At 70.6% G+C, this 21,365-nt stretch carries 17 protein-coding genes; 13 read left to right on the forward strand and 4 right to left on the reverse strand.

Annotated elements, in window-relative coordinates:
* Positions 1 to 5 precede the first annotated feature (5 nt).
* Positions 6 to 1,178 carry a 4-hydroxybenzoate 3-monooxygenase gene (locus D7044_RS02295; RefSeq protein WP_120687785.1) on the forward strand — a complete coding sequence of 391 codons (1,173 nt, stop codon included), beginning with the start codon at positions 6 to 8 and terminating at the stop codon, positions 1,176 to 1,178.
* A 151-nt stretch (positions 1,179 to 1,329) separates the two neighbouring features.
* Entirely contained in the window at positions 1,330 to 1,710 is a 381-nt protein-coding gene (locus tag D7044_RS02300; protein ID WP_233563066.1) for a hypothetical protein, read from the forward strand.
* Positions 1,711 to 1,814: 104 nt separating this feature from the next.
* Here D7044_RS02300 and D7044_RS02305 read toward each other — a convergent pair whose 3' ends face one another.
* The 3 genes from D7044_RS02305 to D7044_RS02315 form a co-directional block, all read right to left on the reverse strand.
* On the reverse strand, positions 1,815 to 2,708 hold the full coding sequence (locus tag D7044_RS02305) for an NAD-dependent epimerase/dehydratase family protein (protein WP_120687786.1): 894 nt from the start codon (positions 2,706 to 2,708) through the stop codon (positions 1,815 to 1,817).
* 125 nt (positions 2,709 to 2,833) lie between these two features.
* On the reverse strand, positions 2,834 to 3,613 hold the full coding sequence (locus tag D7044_RS02310) for an ABC transporter permease (RefSeq protein WP_233563065.1): 780 nt from the start codon (positions 3,611 to 3,613) through the stop codon (positions 2,834 to 2,836).
* An 18-nt stretch (positions 3,614 to 3,631) separates the two neighbouring features.
* Positions 3,632 to 4,648 (reverse strand): ABC transporter substrate-binding protein, encoded by a 1,017-nt coding sequence (locus D7044_RS02315; protein ID WP_120687787.1) that lies wholly within the window; start codon positions 4,646 to 4,648, stop codon positions 3,632 to 3,634.
* Positions 4,649 to 5,144: 496 nt separating this feature from the next.
* Between D7044_RS02315 and D7044_RS32225 the strand changes: the two genes are divergently transcribed.
* The 4 genes from D7044_RS32225 (at position 5,145) to D7044_RS02335 (ending at position 8,642) form a co-directional block, all read left to right on the forward strand.
* Positions 5,145 to 5,294 (forward strand): hypothetical protein, encoded by a 150-nt coding sequence (locus D7044_RS32225; RefSeq protein WP_158609947.1) that lies wholly within the window; start codon positions 5,145 to 5,147, stop codon positions 5,292 to 5,294.
* A 57-nt stretch (positions 5,295 to 5,351) separates the two neighbouring features.
* Positions 5,352 to 5,864 (forward strand): hemerythrin domain-containing protein, encoded by a 513-nt coding sequence (locus D7044_RS02325; RefSeq protein WP_158609948.1) that lies wholly within the window; start codon positions 5,352 to 5,354, stop codon positions 5,862 to 5,864.
* A 297-nt stretch (positions 5,865 to 6,161) separates the two neighbouring features.
* On the forward strand, positions 6,162 to 7,232 hold the full coding sequence (locus D7044_RS02330; RefSeq protein ID WP_120687789.1) for a LacI family DNA-binding transcriptional regulator: 1,071 nt from the start codon (positions 6,162 to 6,164) through the stop codon (positions 7,230 to 7,232).
* A gap of 420 nt (positions 7,233 to 7,652) precedes the next feature.
* Entirely contained in the window at positions 7,653 to 8,642 is a 990-nt protein-coding gene (locus D7044_RS02335; RefSeq protein WP_120687790.1) for a LacI family DNA-binding transcriptional regulator, read from the forward strand.
* 24 nt (positions 8,643 to 8,666) lie between these two features.
* Here the strand turns inward: D7044_RS02335 and D7044_RS02340 are convergent, their stop codons facing one another.
* Entirely contained in the window at positions 8,667 to 9,857 is a 1,191-nt protein-coding gene (locus D7044_RS02340) for a cytochrome P450 family protein (protein ID WP_120687791.1), read from the reverse strand.
* A gap of 614 nt (positions 9,858 to 10,471) precedes the next feature.
* On the opposite strand from D7044_RS02340, the gene D7044_RS02345 reads away from it, so the two are divergent.
* The 7 genes from D7044_RS02345 (at position 10,472) to yjfF (ending at position 21,351) form a co-directional block, all read left to right on the forward strand.
* A complete protein-coding gene (locus tag D7044_RS02345; protein ID WP_233564838.1) occupies positions 10,472 to 13,567 on the forward strand; it encodes a beta-L-arabinofuranosidase domain-containing protein in 3,096 nt (1,031 codons plus the stop codon).
* A 346-nt stretch (positions 13,568 to 13,913) separates the two neighbouring features.
* Positions 13,914 to 15,611 carry a ribulokinase gene (gene araB / locus D7044_RS02350; protein WP_120687792.1) on the forward strand — a complete coding sequence of 566 codons (1,698 nt, stop codon included), beginning with the start codon at positions 13,914 to 13,916 and terminating at the stop codon, positions 15,609 to 15,611.
* Positions 15,608 to 16,306 carry an L-ribulose-5-phosphate 4-epimerase gene (locus D7044_RS02355; protein WP_120676086.1) on the forward strand — a complete coding sequence of 233 codons (699 nt, stop codon included), beginning with the start codon at positions 15,608 to 15,610 and terminating at the stop codon, positions 16,304 to 16,306. Before araB ends, D7044_RS02355 begins: the two co-directional genes overlap by 4 nt.
* Before the next feature lie 148 nt (positions 16,307 to 16,454).
* Positions 16,455 to 17,465 carry an ABC transporter substrate-binding protein gene (locus D7044_RS02360; protein WP_120687793.1) on the forward strand — a complete coding sequence of 337 codons (1,011 nt, stop codon included), beginning with the start codon at positions 16,455 to 16,457 and terminating at the stop codon, positions 17,463 to 17,465.
* 185 nt (positions 17,466 to 17,650) lie between these two features.
* Entirely contained in the window at positions 17,651 to 19,198 is a 1,548-nt protein-coding gene (locus D7044_RS02365) for a sugar ABC transporter ATP-binding protein (RefSeq protein ID WP_120676082.1), read from the forward strand.
* A 72-nt stretch (positions 19,199 to 19,270) separates the two neighbouring features.
* A complete protein-coding gene (locus D7044_RS02370; RefSeq protein ID WP_120676080.1) occupies positions 19,271 to 20,344 on the forward strand; it encodes an ABC transporter permease in 1,074 nt (357 codons plus the stop codon).
* The gene (gene yjfF / locus D7044_RS02375) at positions 20,341 to 21,351 is read left to right on the forward strand and encodes a galactofuranose ABC transporter, permease protein YjfF (RefSeq protein ID WP_120676078.1); all 1,011 of its coding nucleotides are present in this window, start codon (positions 20,341 to 20,343) and stop codon (positions 21,349 to 21,351) included. Before D7044_RS02370 ends, yjfF begins: the two co-directional genes overlap by 4 nt.
* The last annotated feature ends 14 nt before the right edge of the window (positions 21,352 to 21,365 follow it).

A 21,365-nucleotide genomic window follows, 5' to 3' on the forward strand; every position in this document is an offset into this window, starting at 1 on the left:
CGAGGATGCGTACCCAGGTCGGCATCGTGGGAGCGGGACCGGCGGGACTCATGCTGTCGCACCTGCTGCACCTGCACGGCATCGAGTCGGTGGTGCTGGAGTGCCGCAGCCGGGAGTACGTCGAGCAGCGGGTCCGCGCCGGAGTGCTGGAGCAGGGCTCAGTCGACCTGCTCCACCGCACCGGCCTCGCCGACCGGCTCCTGCGCGAGGGGATGCGGCACGAGGGCATCGAGCTGCGCTTCGACGGGGAGTCGCACCGGGTGCCGATGACCGAGCTGACCGGGCGGGCGATCACCGTCTACGGGCAGCAGGAGGTGGTGAAGGACCTGATCGCCGCCCGGCTCGCCGCCGGCGGATCGGTCCTCTTCGAGGCCGACGCCGTACGCCTCGACGGCCTCGACTCGGATTCACCGGTCATCCACTTCCGCCGCGACGGACGGGACGAGGAGCTGCACTGCGACTTCGTGGCCGGCTGCGACGGATTCCACGGCGTCAGCCGCGGCGCCGTCCCGGACGGCGTGCTCCGGACCTACGAGCGGACGTACCCGTTCGCCTGGCTGGGCGTGCTCGCCGCCGCTCCCCCGGCGGTGGACGAACTCGTCTACGCCAACCACGAGCGGGGTTTCGCCCTCTACAGCCTCCGGTCGCCCGAGATCTCCCGTCTCTATCTCCAGGTCGACCCGGACGAGGAGATCGCCGCGTGGCCGGACGAACGGATCTGGGCGGAGCTGCGTACGCGGCTGGAGACCGTGCCCGGCTGGTCGCTCAACGAGGGACCCGTCCTCGAAAAGTCGATCACCCCGATGCGCAGCTTCGTGGTCGAGCCGATGCAGTGGCAGCGGCTCTTCCTGGCCGGGGACGCCGTCCACATCGTCCCGCCGACCGGGGCGAAGGGCATGAACCTCGCGCTCGCCGACGTGGCGCTGCTCGGCGACGCCTTCGCCGCGTGGTACGGCCAGCAGCGGGCCGACCTGCTGGAGAACTATTCGACCACCGCGCTGCGCCGGGTCTGGCGGGCGCAGCACTTCTCCTGGTGGATGACCTCGATGCTGCACCGGCTGGAGAAGGACGACCCGTACGAGACGAAGCTGCAGGCGGCGACGCTGCGCTACGCCGTCTCTTCCCCTGCCTACGCCACGAGCCTGGCGGAGAACTACGTGGGGTTGCCCGAGGTGTGAACTCGGGTCGGCGCCCGGTCCACCAGTCGTCACGGTCCGCTTCCTGACAGTGACTTGCTGCCGCATCGTAATGCATCGATAACTATCGGTTCATCGATGTGTACTTGGCTGGAAGGAACCGAGTCACCCGAGCTATCTCGAAGGAGAGGCAGTGGGCAGAATCCGCCGTCCCCTGACCGTCGCCGCGGCATCGATCGCACTCGTCGCCGCCGGCGCGATCGCCGCCCCCTCACCCGCCTCGGCCCACTGGAGCTGCGGAAGGGCAGCCCCGCCCGACCTCGACACCAGCGGTGGCCACCACACCCTCGAGGCCGCCAACATGCGGGTGGGATCCAGCACCCGTTGCGCGATCAGCGGCATCTCGTACGCCAGCCAGTCGCTCGACTACCACTGCTACGCCCTCGACATCAACGGCGTCGACACCTGGACCTACGTCGTCAACGTTCAGACGAAGGCCGGCGGCTGGATCCGCGACGACCTGCTGAACGACTACGGCTCCGGCGTGTGGTGCCCGAACCAGACCAACCTCTGACCCACCCGGTACCCGGGGTGTGACACCCGGGTGGAGGACGCCGGCCCTCATCCCGAGTCCGGCGTCCTCTCACCGGCCGCGTGCGACTCCCGCCCGCGCAGCCGTCAGCTCACGTGGTCGCGCCACGTGTGCCGGGGCTCGTAGCCGAGCATCCGGCGCGCCTTGTCGATGCTGAGCAGCGTCTCGTGCTCGCCGAGTTCCTTGCGGATCTCGACCTGCGGGTACACCTCGCTCATGAGGTCGGCGCTGGACCTGCTCATGACGGTGTCGGCGTTGGCGATGACGAACACCTCGGCCCCGGGCCGGTCGTACGCCAGTGCCCGTTCGACGGCCTGGGCGCCGTCGCGCGCGTCGATGTAGCCCCAGAGGTTCCACCGGCGCAGCCGAGGGTCGGCGTCGAAGGACGGGAACCGGGCGTAGTCCTCGACGTCCATGACGTTGGAGAAACGCAGGCCCAGCAGGGTCAGCTCGGGGTCCCAGCGGCAGAAGTGCCGCGCCATCTCCTCCTCGAGCGCCTTGTTCAGCGAGTACGTGGACTCGGGGCGCGGCGCGTACTCCTCGTCGACGGGCGCGTACGGCGGCGGGGTGTCGAACGGCAGGCCGAGCACCGTCTCGCTGGAGGCGTACACCACTCGCTTGATGCCCGCCGCGCGGGCGGCGGCGAAGACGTTGTACGTGGCGGCCGAGTTGTTCGCGAAGGTCGTCGCGTTGGGCAGCAGCCCGGGGGCCGGGATCGCGGCGAGGTGCACGACCGCGTCGACGCGGCCGGCGTGTTCGTCGACACCGCCGAGCAGAGCCTCCAGCACCTGCCCGTAGTCGGTCAGGTCGGCGAGGAGGAACTCGCCGTCGACGTCGCGCGGGTCCCGGCCGGCGGCGCGGTCGACGGCGAGCACGTCGAGGCCCACGTCGCGCAGCCGCGCCACCACGGCACGCCCGAGCTTGCCGGTGGCGCCGGTGACGACGACGCGCCGGGGAAGTGCGGAAGCGGAGTCGGTCATGCTCCCATCTTTGTCCTGCCGCGTGGCCCGCCCGGTGCCGGGGCCCGCCCACCCGATCCCGGGGTCGTCGCTCGGCGGTCCGGGCCGGCGCCGCCACAGGGACGGGACTGTCGGAGGGGGGCGGATCAGGACGAGATGGCCTTCGCCCAGGGCGCGAGAAGCCGCTCAAGGCCGACCATCAGGTAGAAGAGGGTGGTGCCCATGATGGCGAGCAGGGTCAGCGCGGCGAAGGCGAGGGGGGTGTCGGCGGACTGCCCGGAGCTGGCGATCACCGAGCCGAGCCCGGCCTCAGGGTTGATCACCTCGCCGATGATCGCGCCGATGATCGCCAGTGAGCTCGCCACCTTCAGCCCGACGAAGAGCTGCGGCAGGGCCCATGGAAGGCGAACCTTCAGGAAGGTCTGCCACCAGGAGGCGGAGAGGGAGCGGGCGAGTTCGCCGAGGTCGCTGGGGGTCGAGGTCAGCCCGGCCATGGTCGAGACCAGGATCGGGAAGAAGCAGAGCAGGACGACCATCACGACCTTGGTCTCGTACCCGAAGCCGATCCAGACCAGCAGCAGGGGTGCGAGGGCCACCTTCGGCACGGCGTTGATCCCGGCGATGAAGGGGAGAGCCATCCGCTCGACCGTCCGCGAGGCGGCGAGCAGGACGGCGAGGAGCAATCCACCGGCCGCGGCGATGCCGAAGCCGATGAGCGTCTCCAGCAGGGTCACCCAGGCCTGCTCGGCGAGGTAACCGGGGAGCCGGATGAACGCGTCGACCACGTCCGGGGGCGCGGGCAGGAAGAAGGGATCGATGTCGAAGGCCCAGGTCACCAGCCACCAGAGGGCTATCGCCAGGACGGCGCCCAGGGCGGGCAGGCCGACGCTTCGCCATCGCCGCGGTGGCGGCAGGTTGTCGGTCACGTCGACTCCGCCGAATCGTCAGGGCTTCGTCACGAAGCTGGAGTCGACCACGTGCGACGGGGTGAGCCCCGGCCGGATCAGACCGGCGTTCTGGAGAACCTCGATGGTGCGGCTCACCCGGGTCTCGTCCAGGAATCCGATCGGGGCGCCGTCGGCGGGTCGGACGTGCGGAGTCATCGCCTCGATCTCGCTCCGGCCCGCCGCCACCGTGTAGGTCGGCTTCACCTTGTTGAGGATCGTCGCCGCCTCGTCCGGGTGCTCGATGCTGTACGCGAGCCCCTTGAGCAACGCGGTGGTGAACCGCCGCACCAGGTCGGGGTCCTTCGCGATGAGCGACGGGGTGGTGATGACGGCGTTGCCGAAGAGGTCCTTCAGGTAATCGCTGTACGGCAGGACGACGACCTCCTTCCGGGAGGCCGTCTCGAGTGCGCCGCGACTGAGCAGAAAGGTGCCGAGCGCGTCGACCTTCCGGCTCGCCATCAGCCCGTTGAGCGCGGTGGCCTGCACCCCCTCGATCTTCACCGTCTTCGGGTCGACTCCGGCCAGTTGGGCGTACGCCGGAAAAAGCAGCTCGGTCACCGAGCCGGCGCCGGTGGCCATCGTCTTGCCCCGCAGGTCCTTCGGGGTGGTGATGCCGGTGTCCGTGGTGGTCATCACCGAGATCAGGGTCTGCTGGTGCACGGCGGCGACCGCCCGCCAATCGGTGAACTCGCCCCTGCCGGCCTGGATCACCGCGCCGGTGAAGTCGAGCGCCGCGAACTGGACCTGACCGGCCTTGAGCGCGGTGAGATTCTGCTGGTTGCCGGCGCCCTCCTTGATATCGACCTCGACGCCGACCTCGGCGAAGTAGCCCTTCTCCTTCGCCACCCAGGCGAAGGCGTCCCGGCCCACGGCGCCGAAGGCGGTGATGTAGGAGACCTTGTCGCTCTCTCCGCCCGCCGGGTCGCCGCTGCCGCCGTCGGAGTCGCTGCAGCCGGTCGCGACGAGCGCCGTGGCCAGCAGGGCCGCCGCCAGCGCGCGAATGCGCATGGTCATGTGGAGCCTCCAGCTTCGACGCGTCGACGGGACGCGGGCTCTCCGCGCCGGCTGGTGCCGGAGGGAGCCGCTTCACGGCGCTCTGATTGATTGAGGATCGTAGATGATGCGGAGCGCGGCTGCCACCGAGTCGATCCGCAGGGCGGCTCAGATCCCTTATGGCGCAACGATTTCCGTCGACCCGGGCATCGTGGACAATGGATATCGGGGCGGGAATCCTTGCTGCAGTGCGTCAGCTCCTCGGCCCCGCGGAATCGATCCCGACCACCCGGCCTGACCGGTTCGGTCCGCCCGGCGCCATCCGCCCCTCCCCCGCCGGCGCCGGTGGCGAACCCTCGAAGGAACCGGATGTCTGATCACCCCACCCCGTCGGCACGCGCCCGCGCCCTGGTCGCTGGCGCGTACGACACGCACGTGCACGTGGCCCCCGACGTGATGGCGCGCCGGATCGACGACCTCGACCTGGCGTACCGGTGCGCCGAGGTCGGTCTCGCCGGTGGTCGTGGCGCGGGACCGGGTGGCCGACGTGGCCGCTGCGGCGACCGCCCGGATCGAACGGGAGTCCGGGCTGCGGGCCCGGCTGGCGGCCGGCGCGCACAGCTACGACCTGCACGGGATGCGGGCCGAGGACGAATCGGCCGGGTGACGCGGAGCACCGTCCGAGTCGTTCGTGGTGCGCCAATTGTTTGCTAGCTTTCCCCGCGTGACCCGCCCCACCCCGCAGGGACTCCAGTTGGCTCGCGACCTGCTGTGGGTCCACGACCTGATCCGCCGCGACCTCGAGACGGTGCAGGGCCTGAGCCGGGAGGTCGCGGAGGGGGTGAGCGGCGAGCGGGTCCGCGCCGCCATCGCCGACCTGCGGACTCGCGGGCCGCTCTTCCAGTTGAAGGTCAACTGCCTGCACTTCTGCGAGTTCGTTCATCACCACCACTCGCTGGAGAGCGCGATGCTCTTCCCCGCGCTCCGGCGCGCCGATCCGGAGCTGGGCCCCGCCGTGGACCGGTTGGAGTCCGACCATCGCAGGGTCGCCGAGCTGCTCGGCCGGGTCGAGTCGCTGGCCGGCGAGCTCGGCGGGGGCGGCGTCGACGACGATGCCGCCGTCCGGGCCGAACTCGTCGCGGCGCTCGACGGCCTGGGGAGCCACCTGCTCGAGCACCTCGACCTCGCGGAGAACTCGGTGCTCGCGACCATCCGGACGATGCCGGCCCTGTGGTGACCTCGGATCATCCTCGCCGACCGGCCCGGCGCCCGGACCGTCCGCCGCGCTGATCCTGCCCTCGATCGGCTCCTGCGTTCGGTCGGCGTCGCATCGGGCCATTGCACCCTGTCACCGGATCGGGGCGTCGAACCACACACCCTCAGCCCGTGGGGCGGGCGGGAAGACCACCTACCCTGCGGCACGAAAACCTTTTCGACAAGTGGCCTGTCGGGTAGCAACCAAGCCACCTGGAAGGCGTACTGTGGATCGTTAAGCTCTGGGTTAGTTCCGAAACAGCACGTCGAAAGGGTTTCGATGGCAAGGCATCGCACGCAGGCGGTGACGTTGAGCGACGTCGCGCGTCGAGCCGGCGTCTCCGTCGCCACCGCCTCGAAGGCGCTCAACGACCGCGGTGAGGTCGCGCCGGCGACGCGGGAACGCGTGCTCAGGGCGGCGAGCGAGCTGTCCTTCCAGCCGAACGCCCTCGCCCGAGGGCTGATCTCCGGCCGCACCCGCACCATCGGCCTGCTCACCGACGAGCTCGGGGGGCGCTTCTCCATGCCGATCCTGCTGGGCGCGGAGAACGCCCTCGGCAACGAGCAGATGTCGGTGCTGCTCTGCGACGCTCGCGGCGACGCCATCCGCCGCCAGCACTACATCCGTACGCTGCTCGCCCGCCGGGTGGACGGGTTCATCCTGGTGGGCGACAGCAACGACGTCCGGCCGTCGCTGACCCGCGACATCCCGGTTCCCGTCGTCTACGTCTACGGCGAGTCCACCGACCCGGACGACGTCTCCCTGCTGGCCGACGACGAGGGTGGCGCCCGACTCGCCGCCGAGCACCTCGTCGCGCTGGGTAGACGCCGGATCGCGCACGTCACCGGGCCGCACAGCTACCGGGCCGCCCGCGACCGGGTGACCGGACTGCGCGCCGTCCTGGCCGAGCACGGGCTGCCGCTGGCCGGACGGGAGCCGTTGTACGGCGAGTGGTCACAACGATGGGGCCGACACGCCGCCCACCTGCTGCTCACCGCCGACCCCGACATCGACGCCGTCTTCTGCGGCAACGACCAGATCGCGACAGGTGTCGCGCAGACCCTGCTCGATCTCGGCCGTCGCATTCCCGAGGACGTCGCCATCGTCGGCTACGACAACTGGGAGGACTTCGCCACCGACTCCCGGCCGCCGCTGACCACCGTCGACGTCAACCTGGAGCAGCTCGGGGCGAGCGCGGTCATGCACCTCTTCTCCGCGCTCGACGGCACGCCGTCGCGTGGCGTCCTCCGGCAGGCCTGTCGCCTGGTCGTCCGCGAGTCCACCGGCCCCGCGGCACCGCCGGTCCAACGACGGCCCCCGCCGGCCGACGCACAGCGGGCGGAGCCGTGAAGCCGCCGCCGCAACGACGCCCGCCGAAGACGGACGCACACCGGGCCCAGCCAAGACGCCACCGGTCCAACGACGGCCCCCGTCAGCCGACGCACCCCGGACGGAGCTGTGAAACCGCCGCCGCAACGACGCCCGCCGAAGACGGACGCACACCGGGCCCAGCCAAGACGCCGCCGGTCCAACGACGCCCGCCGGCGGGGGACTCACCCGGGGCGCAGTCGTGAGACGGTCGGCGGCGTCGCGGCGCGTCACGGCCCCGGCCCGACTCGCCGTCGCTACTGGGCGGCACGCCGACGAGGCGCCCACCACGCAGCGTTAGAGTGATCGGTGTCATCGAGCAGAAGGTGGGACCAGGTGCCACGGGGAGGCTCACCGAGTCAGGCGGGGACCAGCAGTGTGGGTCGGCCCCGCGCCACTGTCATGCGGGACGTCGCGCGGCTCGCCGGGGTGTCGCACCAGACCGTCTCCCGGGTGCTGAACAACCATCCGAACGTCCGGCAGGAGACCAGGGACCGCGTCGTCCAGGCCATGGAGGCGCTCAACTACCGGCGTAACCTGGCCGCGCGCACGTTGGTCACCCGACGCTCCGGGGCGCTCGGCATCGTCGGCTTCGAGAGCACCCTGTTCGGTCCGGCGTCGATGCTCTACGCGATCGAGGACGCCGCCCGCGCCGCCGGATACTTCGTCAGCGTGGCCACGGTGCGCAGCCTGGACCGGCAGTCGGTGCTCGACGCCGTCGACCGACTGGCCCAGCAGTCGGTGGAGGGCATCATCGCGATCGCGCCGAAGCAGGCCGTCACCCACGCGCTCGTGCAGGTGTCGCCGGTGCTGGCGTGCGTCGGTGTGGGCGGTGGCGCGGACGACGACGGCGTGCCCACGGTCCGGGTCGACAATCGGGTCGGCGCGGCGTTGGCCACCCGCCACCTGCTGGACCTCGGCCACGCCACGGTGCATCACGTCGCCGGTCCGGTCGACTGGCCGGAGGCGGTGGAGCGGCTCGACGGTTGGCGCGACACCCTCTACGCCGCAGGCGCGGTCGTGCCACCGGTGCGGCCGCAGGAGTGGAGCGCCCGATCGGGGTACGAACAGGGCCGGCAGCTCGCCGCCGATCCGAGCGTGACCGCGATCTTCTGCGCCAACGACCAGATCGCGTTGGGTGTGCTGCGGGCGCTGCACGAGGCGGGGCGGCGGGTGCCCGAGGACGTCAGCGTGGTCGGCTTCGACGGCATGCCCGACTCGGAGTACTTCCTGCCGCCGCTGACCACCGTCCGTCAGGACTTCGCCGAGCTGGGCCGCCGGAGCATCGACATGCTGCTGCGCAAGATCGACTCGACCGGTCAGCTGCCGGAGCACATGCTGCTCGCACCCGAGTTGGTCCGGCGGGACAGCTCCGGACGGCCCCGAGGCTGACCGGGCCGCGCCCGCCCGTACGGCTCAGACCAGCAGCGGCAGTTCGTTGCGGTGCAGGCGGAACGCGTCGACGTCGCGGGGATCCACGGCGAGTCGCAGGTCGGGCAGCCGCTGGGCGATCCGCTCGAACATGATCCGGCTCTCCAGCCGCGCCAGGTGGGCGCCGAGGCAGAAGTGGATGCCGTACCCGAACGCGACGTGTTTGCGGACGTCCGGCCGGTGGATGTCGAACTCGTGCGGGCGTTCGAAGACCGCCGGGTCGCGGTTGGCGCCCCACAGCGAGAGTCCCACCCGGTCGAAGGCCGGTATCACTCCCCCGCCCAGTTCGACGTCGCGGAAGGCGAAGCGGGGCGGCACGATCTCGACCGGCCCCCGGAACCTGAGGGTCTCCTCGACCACCAGCTCCGCCCGCGCCGGGTCGTCTCGCAGGGCCTGCCACTGTGGCGGGTGGGTGAGCAGGAGCCGGATGCCGTTCACGATCAGGTCGACGGTCGTCTCCTGCCCGGCGATGAGCAGGAGCTGGACGAGGGCCACGAGCTCGTCCCGGTCGAGGCGGTCCGCCTGCTCCTCGATCGCCACCAGCTCGGAGATCAGGTCGTCGGTCGGGTCGGCGCGTCGCCGCGCCGCGAGTTCGTCGAGGTAGGCGGCGAACTCGACGGTGGCCCTCGGACCGTCGGGGCTGGCCGAGACGATCGCGGCGGACCAGGCGCGGAACTGCCACCGGTCCGGCTCCGGGACGCCGACCAGCTCGGCGATGACGTTCACCGGCACCGGGTCCGCGAGGTCCGCCACCCCGTCGATCCGGCCGCGCCGCAGCGCGTCCTCGACGAGCCGATCGGCCAGGGTGTTGATCCAGGGCTCCAGCCGCGCCACCGCGCGTGCCGTGAAGCCGGCGCTGACCAGCCCTCGTAGCCGGGTGTGGTCCGGCGGGTCCAGGCTGATCAGCTGTCGGGCCTCGATCCTGGCCACCTCGTCGGCCTGGTGCCGGTCGGGTTGGTGCGCGACGGGGCAGTGCCGGTGCACCTCGTGCCCGATCGCCGGGTGGCGCAGGCCCGCCAGCACGTCCGCGTGTCCGGCCACGACCCAGAGGCGGTTGCCGGCCGGGTCGATCTGGAGGATCGGGCGTCCGGCGTCGCGTACCCGGTCGTAGAAGCGGTGCGGGTCTCGGCGGACCTCCGGATCCCACAGCTGCGACACGTCGAAACCGGCGGCCACGCTGCCTCCTCGATCCGAGCATCCATCCGGTGTTCGCGGCCGCGACGCCCGCGCGGGCGTCGCGGCCTGCCGGTCGGCCGGAGCAGTGTGGACACCACCTTCGGGCCGCCCGCATCCGGCCAGTTGAGCGTTAACATAGATACGTTTCTGGACCGTGTCAAACATCGAACTTACTTGCGGTCAGGGATTGACGGTCGCGTAAGTGAACGTTCACACTCCCTGGCAACGGTGGTCTCGTCCGCGGCAGCGCGCCGCCGCGGACGAGGCCACCCGCGACGCCGGCTTCCACGGATCTCGCCAACGCCCCGGATGGAGGAGCCCCGATGGGCTGACGGTGCACCAGAGAACTCAACCGACGGGCGGCCGCTGGTCGCCCGCAACAGACGCGCAGCGGGGTGTCCGCTACCGGCCACGGACCTCGTGCCGATCCCGCCGCTCGCGCCGGTGTCACTGCGGGCGATCGCCATGGCGCTGACCGAAACCGATTCGTTCCCCGGCCGGCGGCCGCCGGCCCGAACGCGCGCAGAGACCAACCGGTTCCGCAGATCCAGACACCGCGCAGATCGCTGCCCAGACGGTCTGCCCAGCCACCGAACGCGGAAGGACGATCCTCAGTGGCCCAACCCGACAAGCTCTCCGTCAATCGACGTCAGCTACTCCAGGCATCGGCGGTCGGCGCGGCCGCGGTGGCCGGCGTCAGCGCGGTCCCGACGGCAGCCGCCGCGGCACCGGAGACCGCACCGGCGGCCGGCGCGGAGGTACTCCGCCCGGCCGCGCCCGACCCCGGCCCCGGCGGCACCGCCCCGGTCCGGCCCTTCCAGCTGCGCGACGTGAAGCTGGGCAACGGCCTGCTCCAGGAGAAGCGCGACCGCACGAAGAACTACCTCCGGCAGTACGACGAGCGGCGCTTCCTGGTGCTCTTCAACAACCAGGCCGGCCGCCCGAACCCCGCGGGCGTCGCGGTGCCCGGCGGCTGGGAGGACGGCGGGCTGCTCAGCGGCCACTGGGCCGGGCACTTCATGACCGGCCTGGCGCAGGCGTACGCCGACCAGGGCGAGCCGATCTTCAAGACCAAGCTCGACTGGATGGTCGACGAGATCGCCGCCTGCCAGGACGCCATCACGGCCCGGATGGGCAGCGGCGGCGGCCCGGGCGGCGGCGATCCCGAGGAGCCGCAGATCGGCCGTACGCCGGGCAAGTTCGGCAGCGGGCTCCGGCTGAACGGACCCAGCGCGGCGCAGCACGTGACCCTCCCCCAGGAGGCGATCAGCCAGCTCAGCGACTTCACGATCGCCACCTGGGTGAACCTCGCGTCCGCCCAGAACTGGAGCCGGGTCTGGGACTTCGGCCAGAACACCACGGTCAACATGTTCCTGACCGCCCGCGCGGGCGTCACCGGCAACGTGCCGCGGTTCGCCATCACGACGAGCGGCTCCGGCGGAGAGCAGCAGATCAACGGCGACGTGGCGTTGCCGACCAACGAGTGGGTGCACCTGGCCGTCACGCTGACGCAGAACACCGGCACGCTCTACGTGAACGGCCGGGCGGCCGGCACAAACTCGAACATGACCCTCAACCCGTCCCACCTCGGCAACCCCGGCAACAGGTGGATCGGTCGGTCCCAGTACGGCGACGCGTTCCTGGACGCGACCATCGACGAGTTCCACATCTTCGACCGGGCGCTGAGCCAGCCGGAGGTGCAGTCCCTGCTGGACTCGGCGGCGGGCAGCACCGGCGGCGGCACGATCGCCTGGTACCGCTTCGACGAGGAGGGCGGCTCCACCCTCAAGGACGCCTCCCCCAACGGCCGGGACGCGGGTGTCGTGGCGAACCAGAGCGAGACCGAGCTGTGGATCCCGACCCACCCCGGCTACGTGGGCGCCATCCCGGAGGACGCGGTGCTCCGCCTCGGCCCGCCCAGGTGGGCGGTCTACGGCGGCAACAAGGACACCAACACCTGGGCCCCCTGGTACACGCAGCACAAGATCATGCGTGGCCTGCTCGACGCCTACTACCACACGGACAACCAGAAGGCGCTCGACGTGGTGGTGAAGATGGCCAACTGGGCCCATCTCGCGCTGACCGTCGGGGACAAGAACCACCCCGACTACACCGGCCCCATCACCAGGGACAACCTGAACTACATGTGGGACCTCTACATCGCCGGCGAGTCCGGCGGTGCGAACGAGATCTTCCCCGAGGTCTACGCGCTCACCGGGGAGGCGAAGCACCTGGAGACCGCCAAGTGCTTCGACAATCGCGAGTCGCTCTTCGACGCCTGCGTGCAGAACCGCGACATCCTCGTGGTGACGCCGGAGACCCGGCCCGGCCGGCGTCGTCCGGACCGGCTGCACGCCAACACCCACGTCCCGCAGTTCATCGGGTACATGCGGGTCTTCGAGCACACCGGTGACCGGGAGTACTTCCAGGCGGCGAAGAACTTCTTCGGGATGGTCGTGCCGCACCGCATGTTCGCCCACGGCGGCACGGGCGGCAACTACCCCGGTTCGAACAACAACATCGAGATGTTCCAGAACCGGGGCAACATCGCGAACGCGATGGCGCAGGGCGGCGCGGAGACCTGCACCACGTACAACCTCATCAAGCTCGCCCGGAACCTGTTCCTGCACGAGCACGACCCCGCGTACATGGACTACTACGAGCGTGGTCTGCTCAACATGATCACCGGCTCCCGCGCCGACAGCACGAGCGTCAGCAACCCGCAGGTCACCTACTTCCAGCCGCTGACGCCGGGCGCGAACCGCAGCTACGGCAACACCGGAACCTGCTGCGGCGGCACCGGCCTGGAGAACCACACCAAGTACCAGGAGACGATCTACTTCAAGTCCGACGACGGTAAGACGCTCTGGGTCAACCTCTACGCGGCCTCGACGCTGACCTGGGCGGAGAAGGGCTTCACCGTCGTCCAGGAGACGAACTACCCGCGGGAGGATCGCACCCGCCTGACCGTGAACGGCAGCGGTCGGCTCGACATCAAGCTGCGGGTACCGGGCTGGGTGGAGAAGGGCTTCTTCGTCTCGATCAACGGCAAGGCGCAGAAGGTCGACGCCAAACCCGGACGTTACCTGACGTTGAGCCGTACCTGGCGGCGCGGCGACACGATCGACATCCGGATGCCGTTCAGCATCCGGATCGAGCGGGCGATCGACCGTCCCGACACCCAGTCGATCTTCTGGGGGCCGGTCCTGCTCCAGATCCTCGGCAACCCCGGGAACGGGGCCTACCGCGAGCTCTCCCTCTACAGCCAGCTCAAGCGGGACGGCGACTACGCGCGCTCGGCCATCACGCACGCGAGCACCACGGCGGCGGGAGACCCGCTCTTCACCACGCACGATCTCACCCTGCGTCCGTACTACATCAGCGACACCCAACCGGTCTCGTCGTACTTCCGTCGGGTCGAGCCGACGATCGTCTTCGGGGACGTCGACACGGAGGTGCCGAACCGCAAGCGCAACGAGGGCCTGCCCAACTACAACGTGCCCGTGGAGGGGATCACCTCGCCCGGCACCGACGGCCCGACCTTCCTCGACCTGGTGTGGGACCGGGCGCCCTTCGCCAACCACGGTCACTTCGTGACGACCGTGACGCTCCTCGCCGAGTCGTTCCGCCGGGCGGGCGTCTTCACTCCGGTGGAGCTGGCTCGGGTGGTCTCGGGCGCGGCCCGGGCGAACCGGGAGCTCGAACCGTAGGCCGGAGCAGGTGTAGCTGACGGCACGACGGCTCCACGCGCGGGCGGCGGTCCGGTCGACGACCGGGCCGCCGTCGCGCGCCCCGTGGCCACTGTCGCGCCGCCCCGGCTCGGGGCGGCGCGGCTGTGAGCGCTAACAGGAGTTACCCCCGGGAGTGCGGCGACCGGAGCTGGGCCGACTCGGCCGCGGGCGCGGGGCCGTCCGCACCGCGAGCGTGCCCATGCGACAGGTCATCGTGGTCGGTCACGGGTGTGGGCCAGACCGTTACCCGCATGTTTCCGGCGAGGCCTTGACGGATGTTTATGTGAGCGCTAACACTATGGCCAGGATGCGAGCGGAGGATGTCATGAACGTTTCGGCGGAGCCGGACGACCGGTTCGTCATCGGCGTCGACTTCGGAACGTTGTCCGGGCGGGCCCTGGTGGTACGCGTCCGTGACGGCGCCGAGTTGGGCACTGCGGTGCACGCCTACCGCAGCGGGGTGATGGACTCGGCGCTGGCCGCCGACGGGCAACCGCTGCCGGCCGACTGGGCACTGCAGGACCCGGACGACTACCGCGAGGTGCTGCGGCAGGCCGTGCCCGCGGCGCTCGCGGCCAGCGGCGTCGACGCCGAGCAGGTCGTCGGCATCGGGATCGACTTCACCGCCTGCACCGTGCTGCCCACCCGGGCCGACGGCACCCCGCTGTGCGAGCTGCCCGACCTGCGCACCCGCCCGCACGCCTACGTCAAGCTCTGGAAGCACCACGCCGCCCAGCAGCAGGCCGACCGGATCAACGCCCTCGCGCACGAACGGGGCGAACCGTGGATCGGTCGCTACGGCGGCAAGATCTCCGCCGAGTGGCAGTACGCGAAGGCCCTGCAGCTGCTCGAGGAGGATCCCGAGATCTACACCCGCGCGGAGCGGTGGATCGAGGCCGCCGACTGGATCGTCTGGCAGCTGTGCGGCGCCGAGACCCGCAACGTGTGCACGGCCGGCTACAAGGGCATCCGTCAGGACGGGCAGTATCCGTCCCGGGACTACCTCGCCGCGCTGAACCCGGACTTCGCCGGCTTCGTCGAGAAGATCGACGGTCCGCTGGTCGCGCTCGGCGAGCGGGCCGGCGGGCTGACCGCGGAGGCCGCGGCGTGGACCGGGTTGCCGGCCGGCATCGCCGTGGCGGTCGGCAATGTGGACGCCCACGTCACCGCCGCGGCCGCGCAGGCGCTCGAGCCCGGCCGGCTGGTCGCCATCATGGGCACCTCCACCTGTCACGTGGTCAACGGCACCGAACTGGCCGAGGTGGCCGGCATGTGCGGTGTGGTCGACGGCGGCATCAGCGCGGGCCACTGGGGCTACGAGGCCGGCCAGAGCGGGGTGGGCGACATCTTCGGCTGGTACGTCGAGCAGGCCGCCCCCGACGGCTACGCCTCCCACGAGACGCTGACCGAGCAGGCCGCCGAGCAACCCGTGGGCGCACACGGGCTGGTGGCGCTGGACTGGTGGAACGGCAACCGGTCGCTGCTGGTCAACCACGACCTGAGCGGGGTGATCGTGGGACTCACCCTGGCCACCCGCCCACCGGACGTCTATCGGGCGCTGCTGGAGTCCACCGCGTACGGCACCCGCATGATCATCGAGGCGTTCGCCGAGGCGGGTGTGCCGGTGGACGAGCTGGTCGTCGCGGGCGGACTGACCGGCAACCGGCTGCTGATGCAGATCTACGCCGACGTCACCAACCGGCCGCTGAGCATCATCGGCTCGGCGCAGGGGCCGGCGTTGGGTTCGGCGATCCACGCCGCGGTCGCCGCCGGAGTCCACGCCGACGTGCCGACGGCCGCCGCCGCGATGGGTCGGGTCACCCGCGACGCGTACCTGCCGGATCCGGAGCGGGTGCGCGCCTACGACGCGCTGTACGCCGAGTACCGGCGGCTGCACGACCACTTCGGCAGGGGCGGCGACGACGTGCTGCTGCGCCTGCGCTCCATCCGTAACGCCGCCCGGTCGGCGGCCGTACCCGCGCCGGCCGGCGAAGTGGCGCTCCCCCTGGAGGTGATGGCATGAGCGAGCAGCTCAGCCGGGACGATGCGGTGGCGCGGCTGCGCGAGACGGTCGCCGCCCTGCACGCCGAGCTGGTCCGAAACAACCTCGTCGCCTGGACCTCCGGCAACGTGTCGGCGCGGGTACCGGGTCACGACCTGATGGTGATCAAACCGAGTGGGGTGTCGTACGACGACCTCCGGCCCGACAACATGGTCGTCTGCGACCTCGACGGGACGGTGGTGGAGGGCGACCTGTCGCCGTCGAGCGACACCGACGCGCACGCCTACGTCTACCGGGCGATGCCCGACGTCGGCGGGGTCGTGCACACCCACAGCGGCTACGCGACGGCCTGGGCCGCCTGCGGCGAGTCGATCCCCTGCTATCTCACCGCGCAGGCCGACGAGTTCGGCGGTGAGATCCCGGTCGGACCGTTCGCCCTCATCGGCGGCGACGACATCGGCAAGGGCATCGTGGCGACCCTCTCCGGGCACCGCTCGCCGGCGGTGCTGATGCGCAACCACGGCGTCTTCACCATCGGCCCGAACGCGAAGGCCGCGGTGAAGGCGGCGGTGATGTGCGAGGACGTCGCCCGCACCGCCCACCTGGCGCGGACGCTCGGCGAGCCGCTGCCGATCGCCGCCGAGGCCGTCGACTCGCTGTACGCGCGCTACCAGAACGTCTACGGGCAGCCCACCGTCCCGTCGCCCCGCCGGTAGCGCCACCGGTACCCCGGCCGGCTCGCTCCCCCAGGCGTCGGCTGGTCGAACGCACCTCTGTGCCGTACCACGATCGCCTGCCCGGCGGCGCGCCGCCGGGCAGGCACCGCAAGGAAGGCCCATCTCACCCCCAACAAGGAGTCCGCACATGCGAATCACGGGCAACACCCTCACCCGCCGCGGCTTCGGCGCCATCCTGGCCGCCGGGCTGCTCGCGACCGGGCTGACCGCGTGCGCCAACAGCGACACCGGTGACAACGCCGGTGGCACGGCCGGCGACGACAAGATCGTCCTCGGGTTCTCGCAGGTCGGCGCGGAGAGCGGCTGGCGTACCGCGAACACCACCTCCGTCAAGGAGGCCGCGACCGAGGCTGGGATCGAGCTGAAGTTCGACGACGCCCAGCAGAAGCAGGAGAACCAGATCCGGGCGATCCGCAACTTCATCCAGCAGAAGGTCGACGTGATCGCCTTCTCGCCGGTGGTGGAGTCGGGCTGGGACACCGTGCTCAAGGAGGCCAAGGACGCGCAGATCCCGGTCATCCTGACCGACCGGGCCGTCGACTCGGCCGACAAGACGCTCTACAAGACCTTCCTCGGCTCGGACTTCGTTAAGGAAGGTCGGCTCTCCGCGGAGTGGCTGATCGAGGAGACGAAGTCCGCGACCGGTCCGGTGAACATCGTGGAGCTGCAGGGCACCACCGGCTCGGCGCCGGCCAACGACCGGAAGAAGGGCTTCGCGGAGGCGATCGCCGCCAACCCCAACCTGAAGATCATCGCCTCGCAGAGCGGCGACTTCACCCGGGCCGGCGGCAAGGCCGTCATGGAGCAGTTCCTCAAGGCCAACCCGAAGATCGACGTGCTCTTCGCGCACAACGACGACATGGGCCTGGGCGCGCTCGAAGCGATCACCGCCGCCGGCAAGGTGCCCGGCAAGGACATCAAGATCATCACGATCGACGCGGTCAAGGACGGCATGCAGGCGCTGGCCGACGGCAAGTTCAACTTCATCGCGGAGTGCAGCCCGCTGCTCGGCCCGCAGCTGATGGAGCTCGCCAAGAAGGTGCACGCCGGCGAGGAGGTCCCCGCGCGCATCGAGACCGAGGAGACCACCTTCACCCAGCAGACGGCCAAGGAGGCCCTGCCCACCCGTAAGTACTGACGGGCCGGAGCCCTCGGGCAGTGTCGTGCCTCGCGGCGAGCGGTCGCCCGACGCGAGGGAGCGGGCCGGCGGTGTCGACAGCACCGCCGGCCCGGCCACTCCTCCTCCCCCGCACCCCCGCTGCGGGAGCGCCGCGCGGCCCCGACGGCCGCGCACCCGACGACAATCACGAAAGGTCTGGTGGGATGTCGGATCCGAATCCGGTCCTGACGATGACCGCGATCAGCAAGTTCTTCCCCGGGGTGCGGGCTCTCGACGGCGTCGACCTGCGCCTCTTCCCCGGCGAGGTGCACGCCCTGATGGGCGAGAACGGCGCCGGCAAGTCCACCCTGATCAAGGTGCTGACCGGTGTGTACGGCCACGATGCCGGCAGCATCACCCTCGACGGCGAGCCGGTCGCCTTCTCCGGCCCGATGCAGGCCACCGAGGCCGGCGTGAGCACCGTCTACCAGGAGGTGAACCTCTGCCCGAACCTGTCGGTGGCGGAGAACATCTTCATCGGGCGTCAGCCACGGCGGCTCGGCGCGGTGCGCTGGCGCGACATGCGCCGCCGCGCGTCGGCGGTGCTCGCCCGCCTCAACCTGGACCTCGACGTCGGCGAACTGCTCGGAAGTCAGTCGCTCGCCGTGCAGCAGATGGTGGCGATCGCCCGGGCCGTCGACGTGCAGGCCCGCGTGCTGATCCTCGACGAGCCCACCTCCAGCCTGGACGCCGACGAGGTCAAGCAGCTGATGCGCATCATGCGCCAGCTGCGAGACGAGGGCATCGCCATCGTCTTCGTCACGCACTTCCTCGACCAGGTCTACGAGATCGCCGACCGGATCACGGTGCTGCGCAACGGGCGTCTCGTCGGCGAGTACCCGACCGCGGAGCTGCCCCAGCTCGCCCTCGTCGAGAAGATGATCGGCAAGGAGCTCGACGCGTTGGAGCGCCTCGACGAGGCGGCCGGGCGGGACCTGGCCGCCGTCGAGGCGGGCACCCCCGTGGTCGAGGCGACCGACCTCGGCAAGTCCGGGTCGGTCGAGCCGTTCAGCCTGACCATCCACCGCGGCGAGGTGGTCGGGATGGCCGGGCTGCTCGGCTCGGGACGTACCGAGGCCGCCCGCCTCTTCTTCGGCGCCGACCGCGCCGACCGCGGTCAGCTGGCGGTGGACGGACGCCCCGTCACCATCCGGGGTCCGGTCGCGGCCATCGAGCACGACATCGCGTTCTGCTCGGAGAACCGACGTACCGAGGGCCTGGTCGGTGAGCTGTCGGTGCGGGAGAACATCATCCTGGCGCTGCAGGCCGCTCGCGGCTGGCTGCGGCCGGTGCCTCGCCGGCGGCAGGACGAGCTGGTCCGGCGCTACATCGACGCGCTCAGCATCCGCCCGAACGATCCGGAGATGCCGGTACGCAACCTCTCCGGGGGCAACCAGCAGAAGGTCGTGCTCGCCCGATGGCTGATCACGGAGCCGCGCCTGCTGATCCTCGACGAGCCGACGCGGGGCATCGACGTCGGCGCGAAGGCGGAGATCCAACGCCTGGTGGTGCAGCTCTCCGACGGCGGGATGGCGGTGCTGTTCATCTCCGCCGAGCTAGACGAGGTGCTGCGGCTCAGTCACAAGGTCGCCGTGATGCGGGACCGACAGCTGGTCACCGAGCTCGCCAACGACGACGACCTCGACGCCGATCGCGTCATGCGCGTCATCGCCGGCGGAGCGGAGCAGAAGGACGGGACGAGGCATGAGTGAACGCAGCGCACGCGCGGTGGCGCCGGCCGCGTCGACACCGCCGGACGGCATGGCGCGCAAGGAGGTACGAGCATGAGCAGCTGGCGAACGCGCCTGCCCGCCGTCACCGGCCACCGGCTCTTCTGGCCGGTCGTGGTTCTCATCCTGCTGCTGGCGGCGAACGCGATCTACCGGCCGAGCTTCCTGGCCGTCGAGATGAAGAACGGACACCTCTACGGCAGCCTCGTCGACATCGTGCGGCTCAGCGCGCCGCTCATCCTGGTCGCGCTGGGCATGACACTCGTGATCGCCACCGGCGGGATCGACCTCTCCGTCGGCTCCGTCGTCGCCGTCAGCGGCGCGGTGGCCTGCCTGCACATCAGCCAGCAGCCGGACCAGAACAGCCTCGGCAGTGTGCTGGTCGCGCTGGCCATGGCCTTCGGCGTATCCCTGCTCCTCGGCCTCTGGAACGGCACACTCGTCGCCGTGATCGGCATCCAACCGATCATCGCCACGCTGATCCTGATGGTGGCGGGGCGGGGCCTGGCGCAGCTGATCACCTCGGGGCAGATCATCACCATCAACAGCGACCCGTACCGGATGATCGGGGTCGGGCACGTGCTGACCCTGCCGTTCGCGATCGTCCTCGCCCTGGCGGTGACGTTGCTCGTGGCCGTGCTGACCCGCCGCACCGCCCTCGGGATGATCGTCGAGGCGGTCGGCGGGAACGCGGAGGCCAGCCGGCTGGCGGGGATCCGCGCACGGCGGATCAAGCTCCTCGCCTACGTGGTGAGTGCCGCGTGCGCCGCGGTGGCGGGTTTCATGATGACCGCGAACGTGTCCAGCGCCGACGGCAACGCGGCTGGCCTCTGGGTCGAGCTCGACGCGATCCTCGCCGTCGTCATCGGCGGCACCTCGCTGGCCGGCGGCCGGTTCTACCTCGGCGGCACGGTCGTCGGCGCGCTGCTCATCCAGACCCTCACCACCTCCGTCTACGCCATGAACATCGACCCGCAGACCGCCCTGCTGTTCAAGGCGATGGTGGTGATCGCGGTCTGCCTCGTCCAGGCACCCGCCTTCCGCGCCAAGTTCCGGCGCCGGCGGGCCATGACAGCGGGGCCGGCGGCCCCGACCGGCGAGCAGCGGAAGGAGCAGGTGGCGGCATGAGCACCAGCCAACTGGCCGAACGACTGAACCGGACGACCCGGTGGCGGCTGCCACGCCGGCAGCTGCCGGTACTGGTCAGCCTCGCCCTGCTGCTGGTCATGTACGGCATCGGCGTCTCGCAGTACCAGGCCTTCTCCAACATCCAGGTCGTCTTCAACGTCTTCATCGACAACGGGTTCCTGCTCGTCGTCGCGGTCGGCATGACCTTCGTGATCCTGACCGGCGGCATCGACCTGTCGGTCGGCTCGGTGGTGGCGATGACCGCGATGGTGTCGGCCGCGCTGCTGCGCGACGGCCTGCCGCCCGCGCTCGTCCTGCTGATCGCGCTGCTGATCGGGCCGACGCTCGGCTTCGTGATGGGCTGCATCATCCACTTCTTCGAGATCCAGCCCTTCATCGTCACGCTGGCCGGGATGTTCTTCGCCCGCGGCCTCTGCACCTGGATCAGCTCGTCGTCGATCCCGATCACCGACGGCTTCTGGACCAGCGCGGCCCAGGAACGCATTCGGATCGGCGACAACTTCCTGACCGTCGGCGTTCTGATCACGGTCGTGGTGGTCGCGGTGGCCGCGTACACGCTGGCGTACACCCGGTTGGGCCGCAACGTGTACGCGATCGGCGGCAACCCGCAGTCGGCGCTGCTGATGGGCCTGCCGGTGGGCCGTACCCGGATCGCCGTCTACACCATCAGCGGCCTCTGCTCGGCCATCGGCGGCATCCTGCTGTCGTTCTACACCCTCTCCGGCGCTCCGCTGATCGCCGTCGGCATGGAGCTGGACGCGATCGCCGCCGTGGTCATCGGCGGCACCCTGCTCACCGGCGGCGCCGGCTACGTCCTGGGCACCATGCTCGGTGTGCTGGTACTCGGCGTGATCCAGACGCTGATCACCTTCGACGGCACCCTGAACTCCTGGTGGACCAAGATCGTGATCGGCGGGTTGCTGTTCGCGTTCATCGTGCTCCAACGGCTCCTCGGCTTCCGCAAGAAGTCGTTCTCCACTCGCTGATCGGAAGGCAAACC

This window comes from Micromonospora musae (genome assembly GCF_003626635.1).
In the GTDB taxonomy this organism is placed as follows: Bacteria; Actinomycetota; Actinomycetes; order Mycobacteriales; family Micromonosporaceae; genus Micromonospora; species Micromonospora musae.

Coding starts and splice junctions, on each gene's coding strand:
- D7044_RS02330 (WP_120687789.1), top strand. CDS start 6,162: ATGGCAAGGCATCGCACGCAGGCGGTGACGTTGAGCGACGTCGCGCGT.
- D7044_RS02360 (WP_120687793.1), top strand. CDS start 16,455: ATGCGAATCACGGGCAACACCCTCACCCGCCGCGGCTTCGGCGCCATC.
- yjfF (WP_120676078.1), top strand. CDS start 20,341: ATGAGCACCAGCCAACTGGCCGAACGACTGAACCGGACGACCCGGTGG.
- D7044_RS02295 (WP_120687785.1), top strand. CDS start 6: ATGCGTACCCAGGTCGGCATCGTGGGAGCGGGACCGGCGGGACTCATG.
- araB (WP_120687792.1), top strand. CDS start 13,914: ATGAACGTTTCGGCGGAGCCGGACGACCGGTTCGTCATCGGCGTCGAC.
- D7044_RS02370 (WP_120676080.1), top strand. CDS start 19,271: ATGAGCAGCTGGCGAACGCGCCTGCCCGCCGTCACCGGCCACCGGCTC.
- D7044_RS02355 (WP_120676086.1), top strand. CDS start 15,608: ATGAGCGAGCAGCTCAGCCGGGACGATGCGGTGGCGCGGCTGCGCGAG.
- D7044_RS02335 (WP_120687790.1), top strand. CDS start 7,653: ATGCGGGACGTCGCGCGGCTCGCCGGGGTGTCGCACCAGACCGTCTCC.
- D7044_RS02305 (WP_120687786.1), bottom strand. CDS start 2,708: ATGACCGACTCCGCTTCCGCACTTCCCCGGCGCGTCGTCGTCACCGGC.
- D7044_RS02315 (WP_120687787.1), bottom strand. CDS start 4,648: ATGACCATGCGCATTCGCGCGCTGGCGGCGGCCCTGCTGGCCACGGCG.
- D7044_RS02365 (WP_120676082.1), top strand. CDS start 17,651: ATGTCGGATCCGAATCCGGTCCTGACGATGACCGCGATCAGCAAGTTC.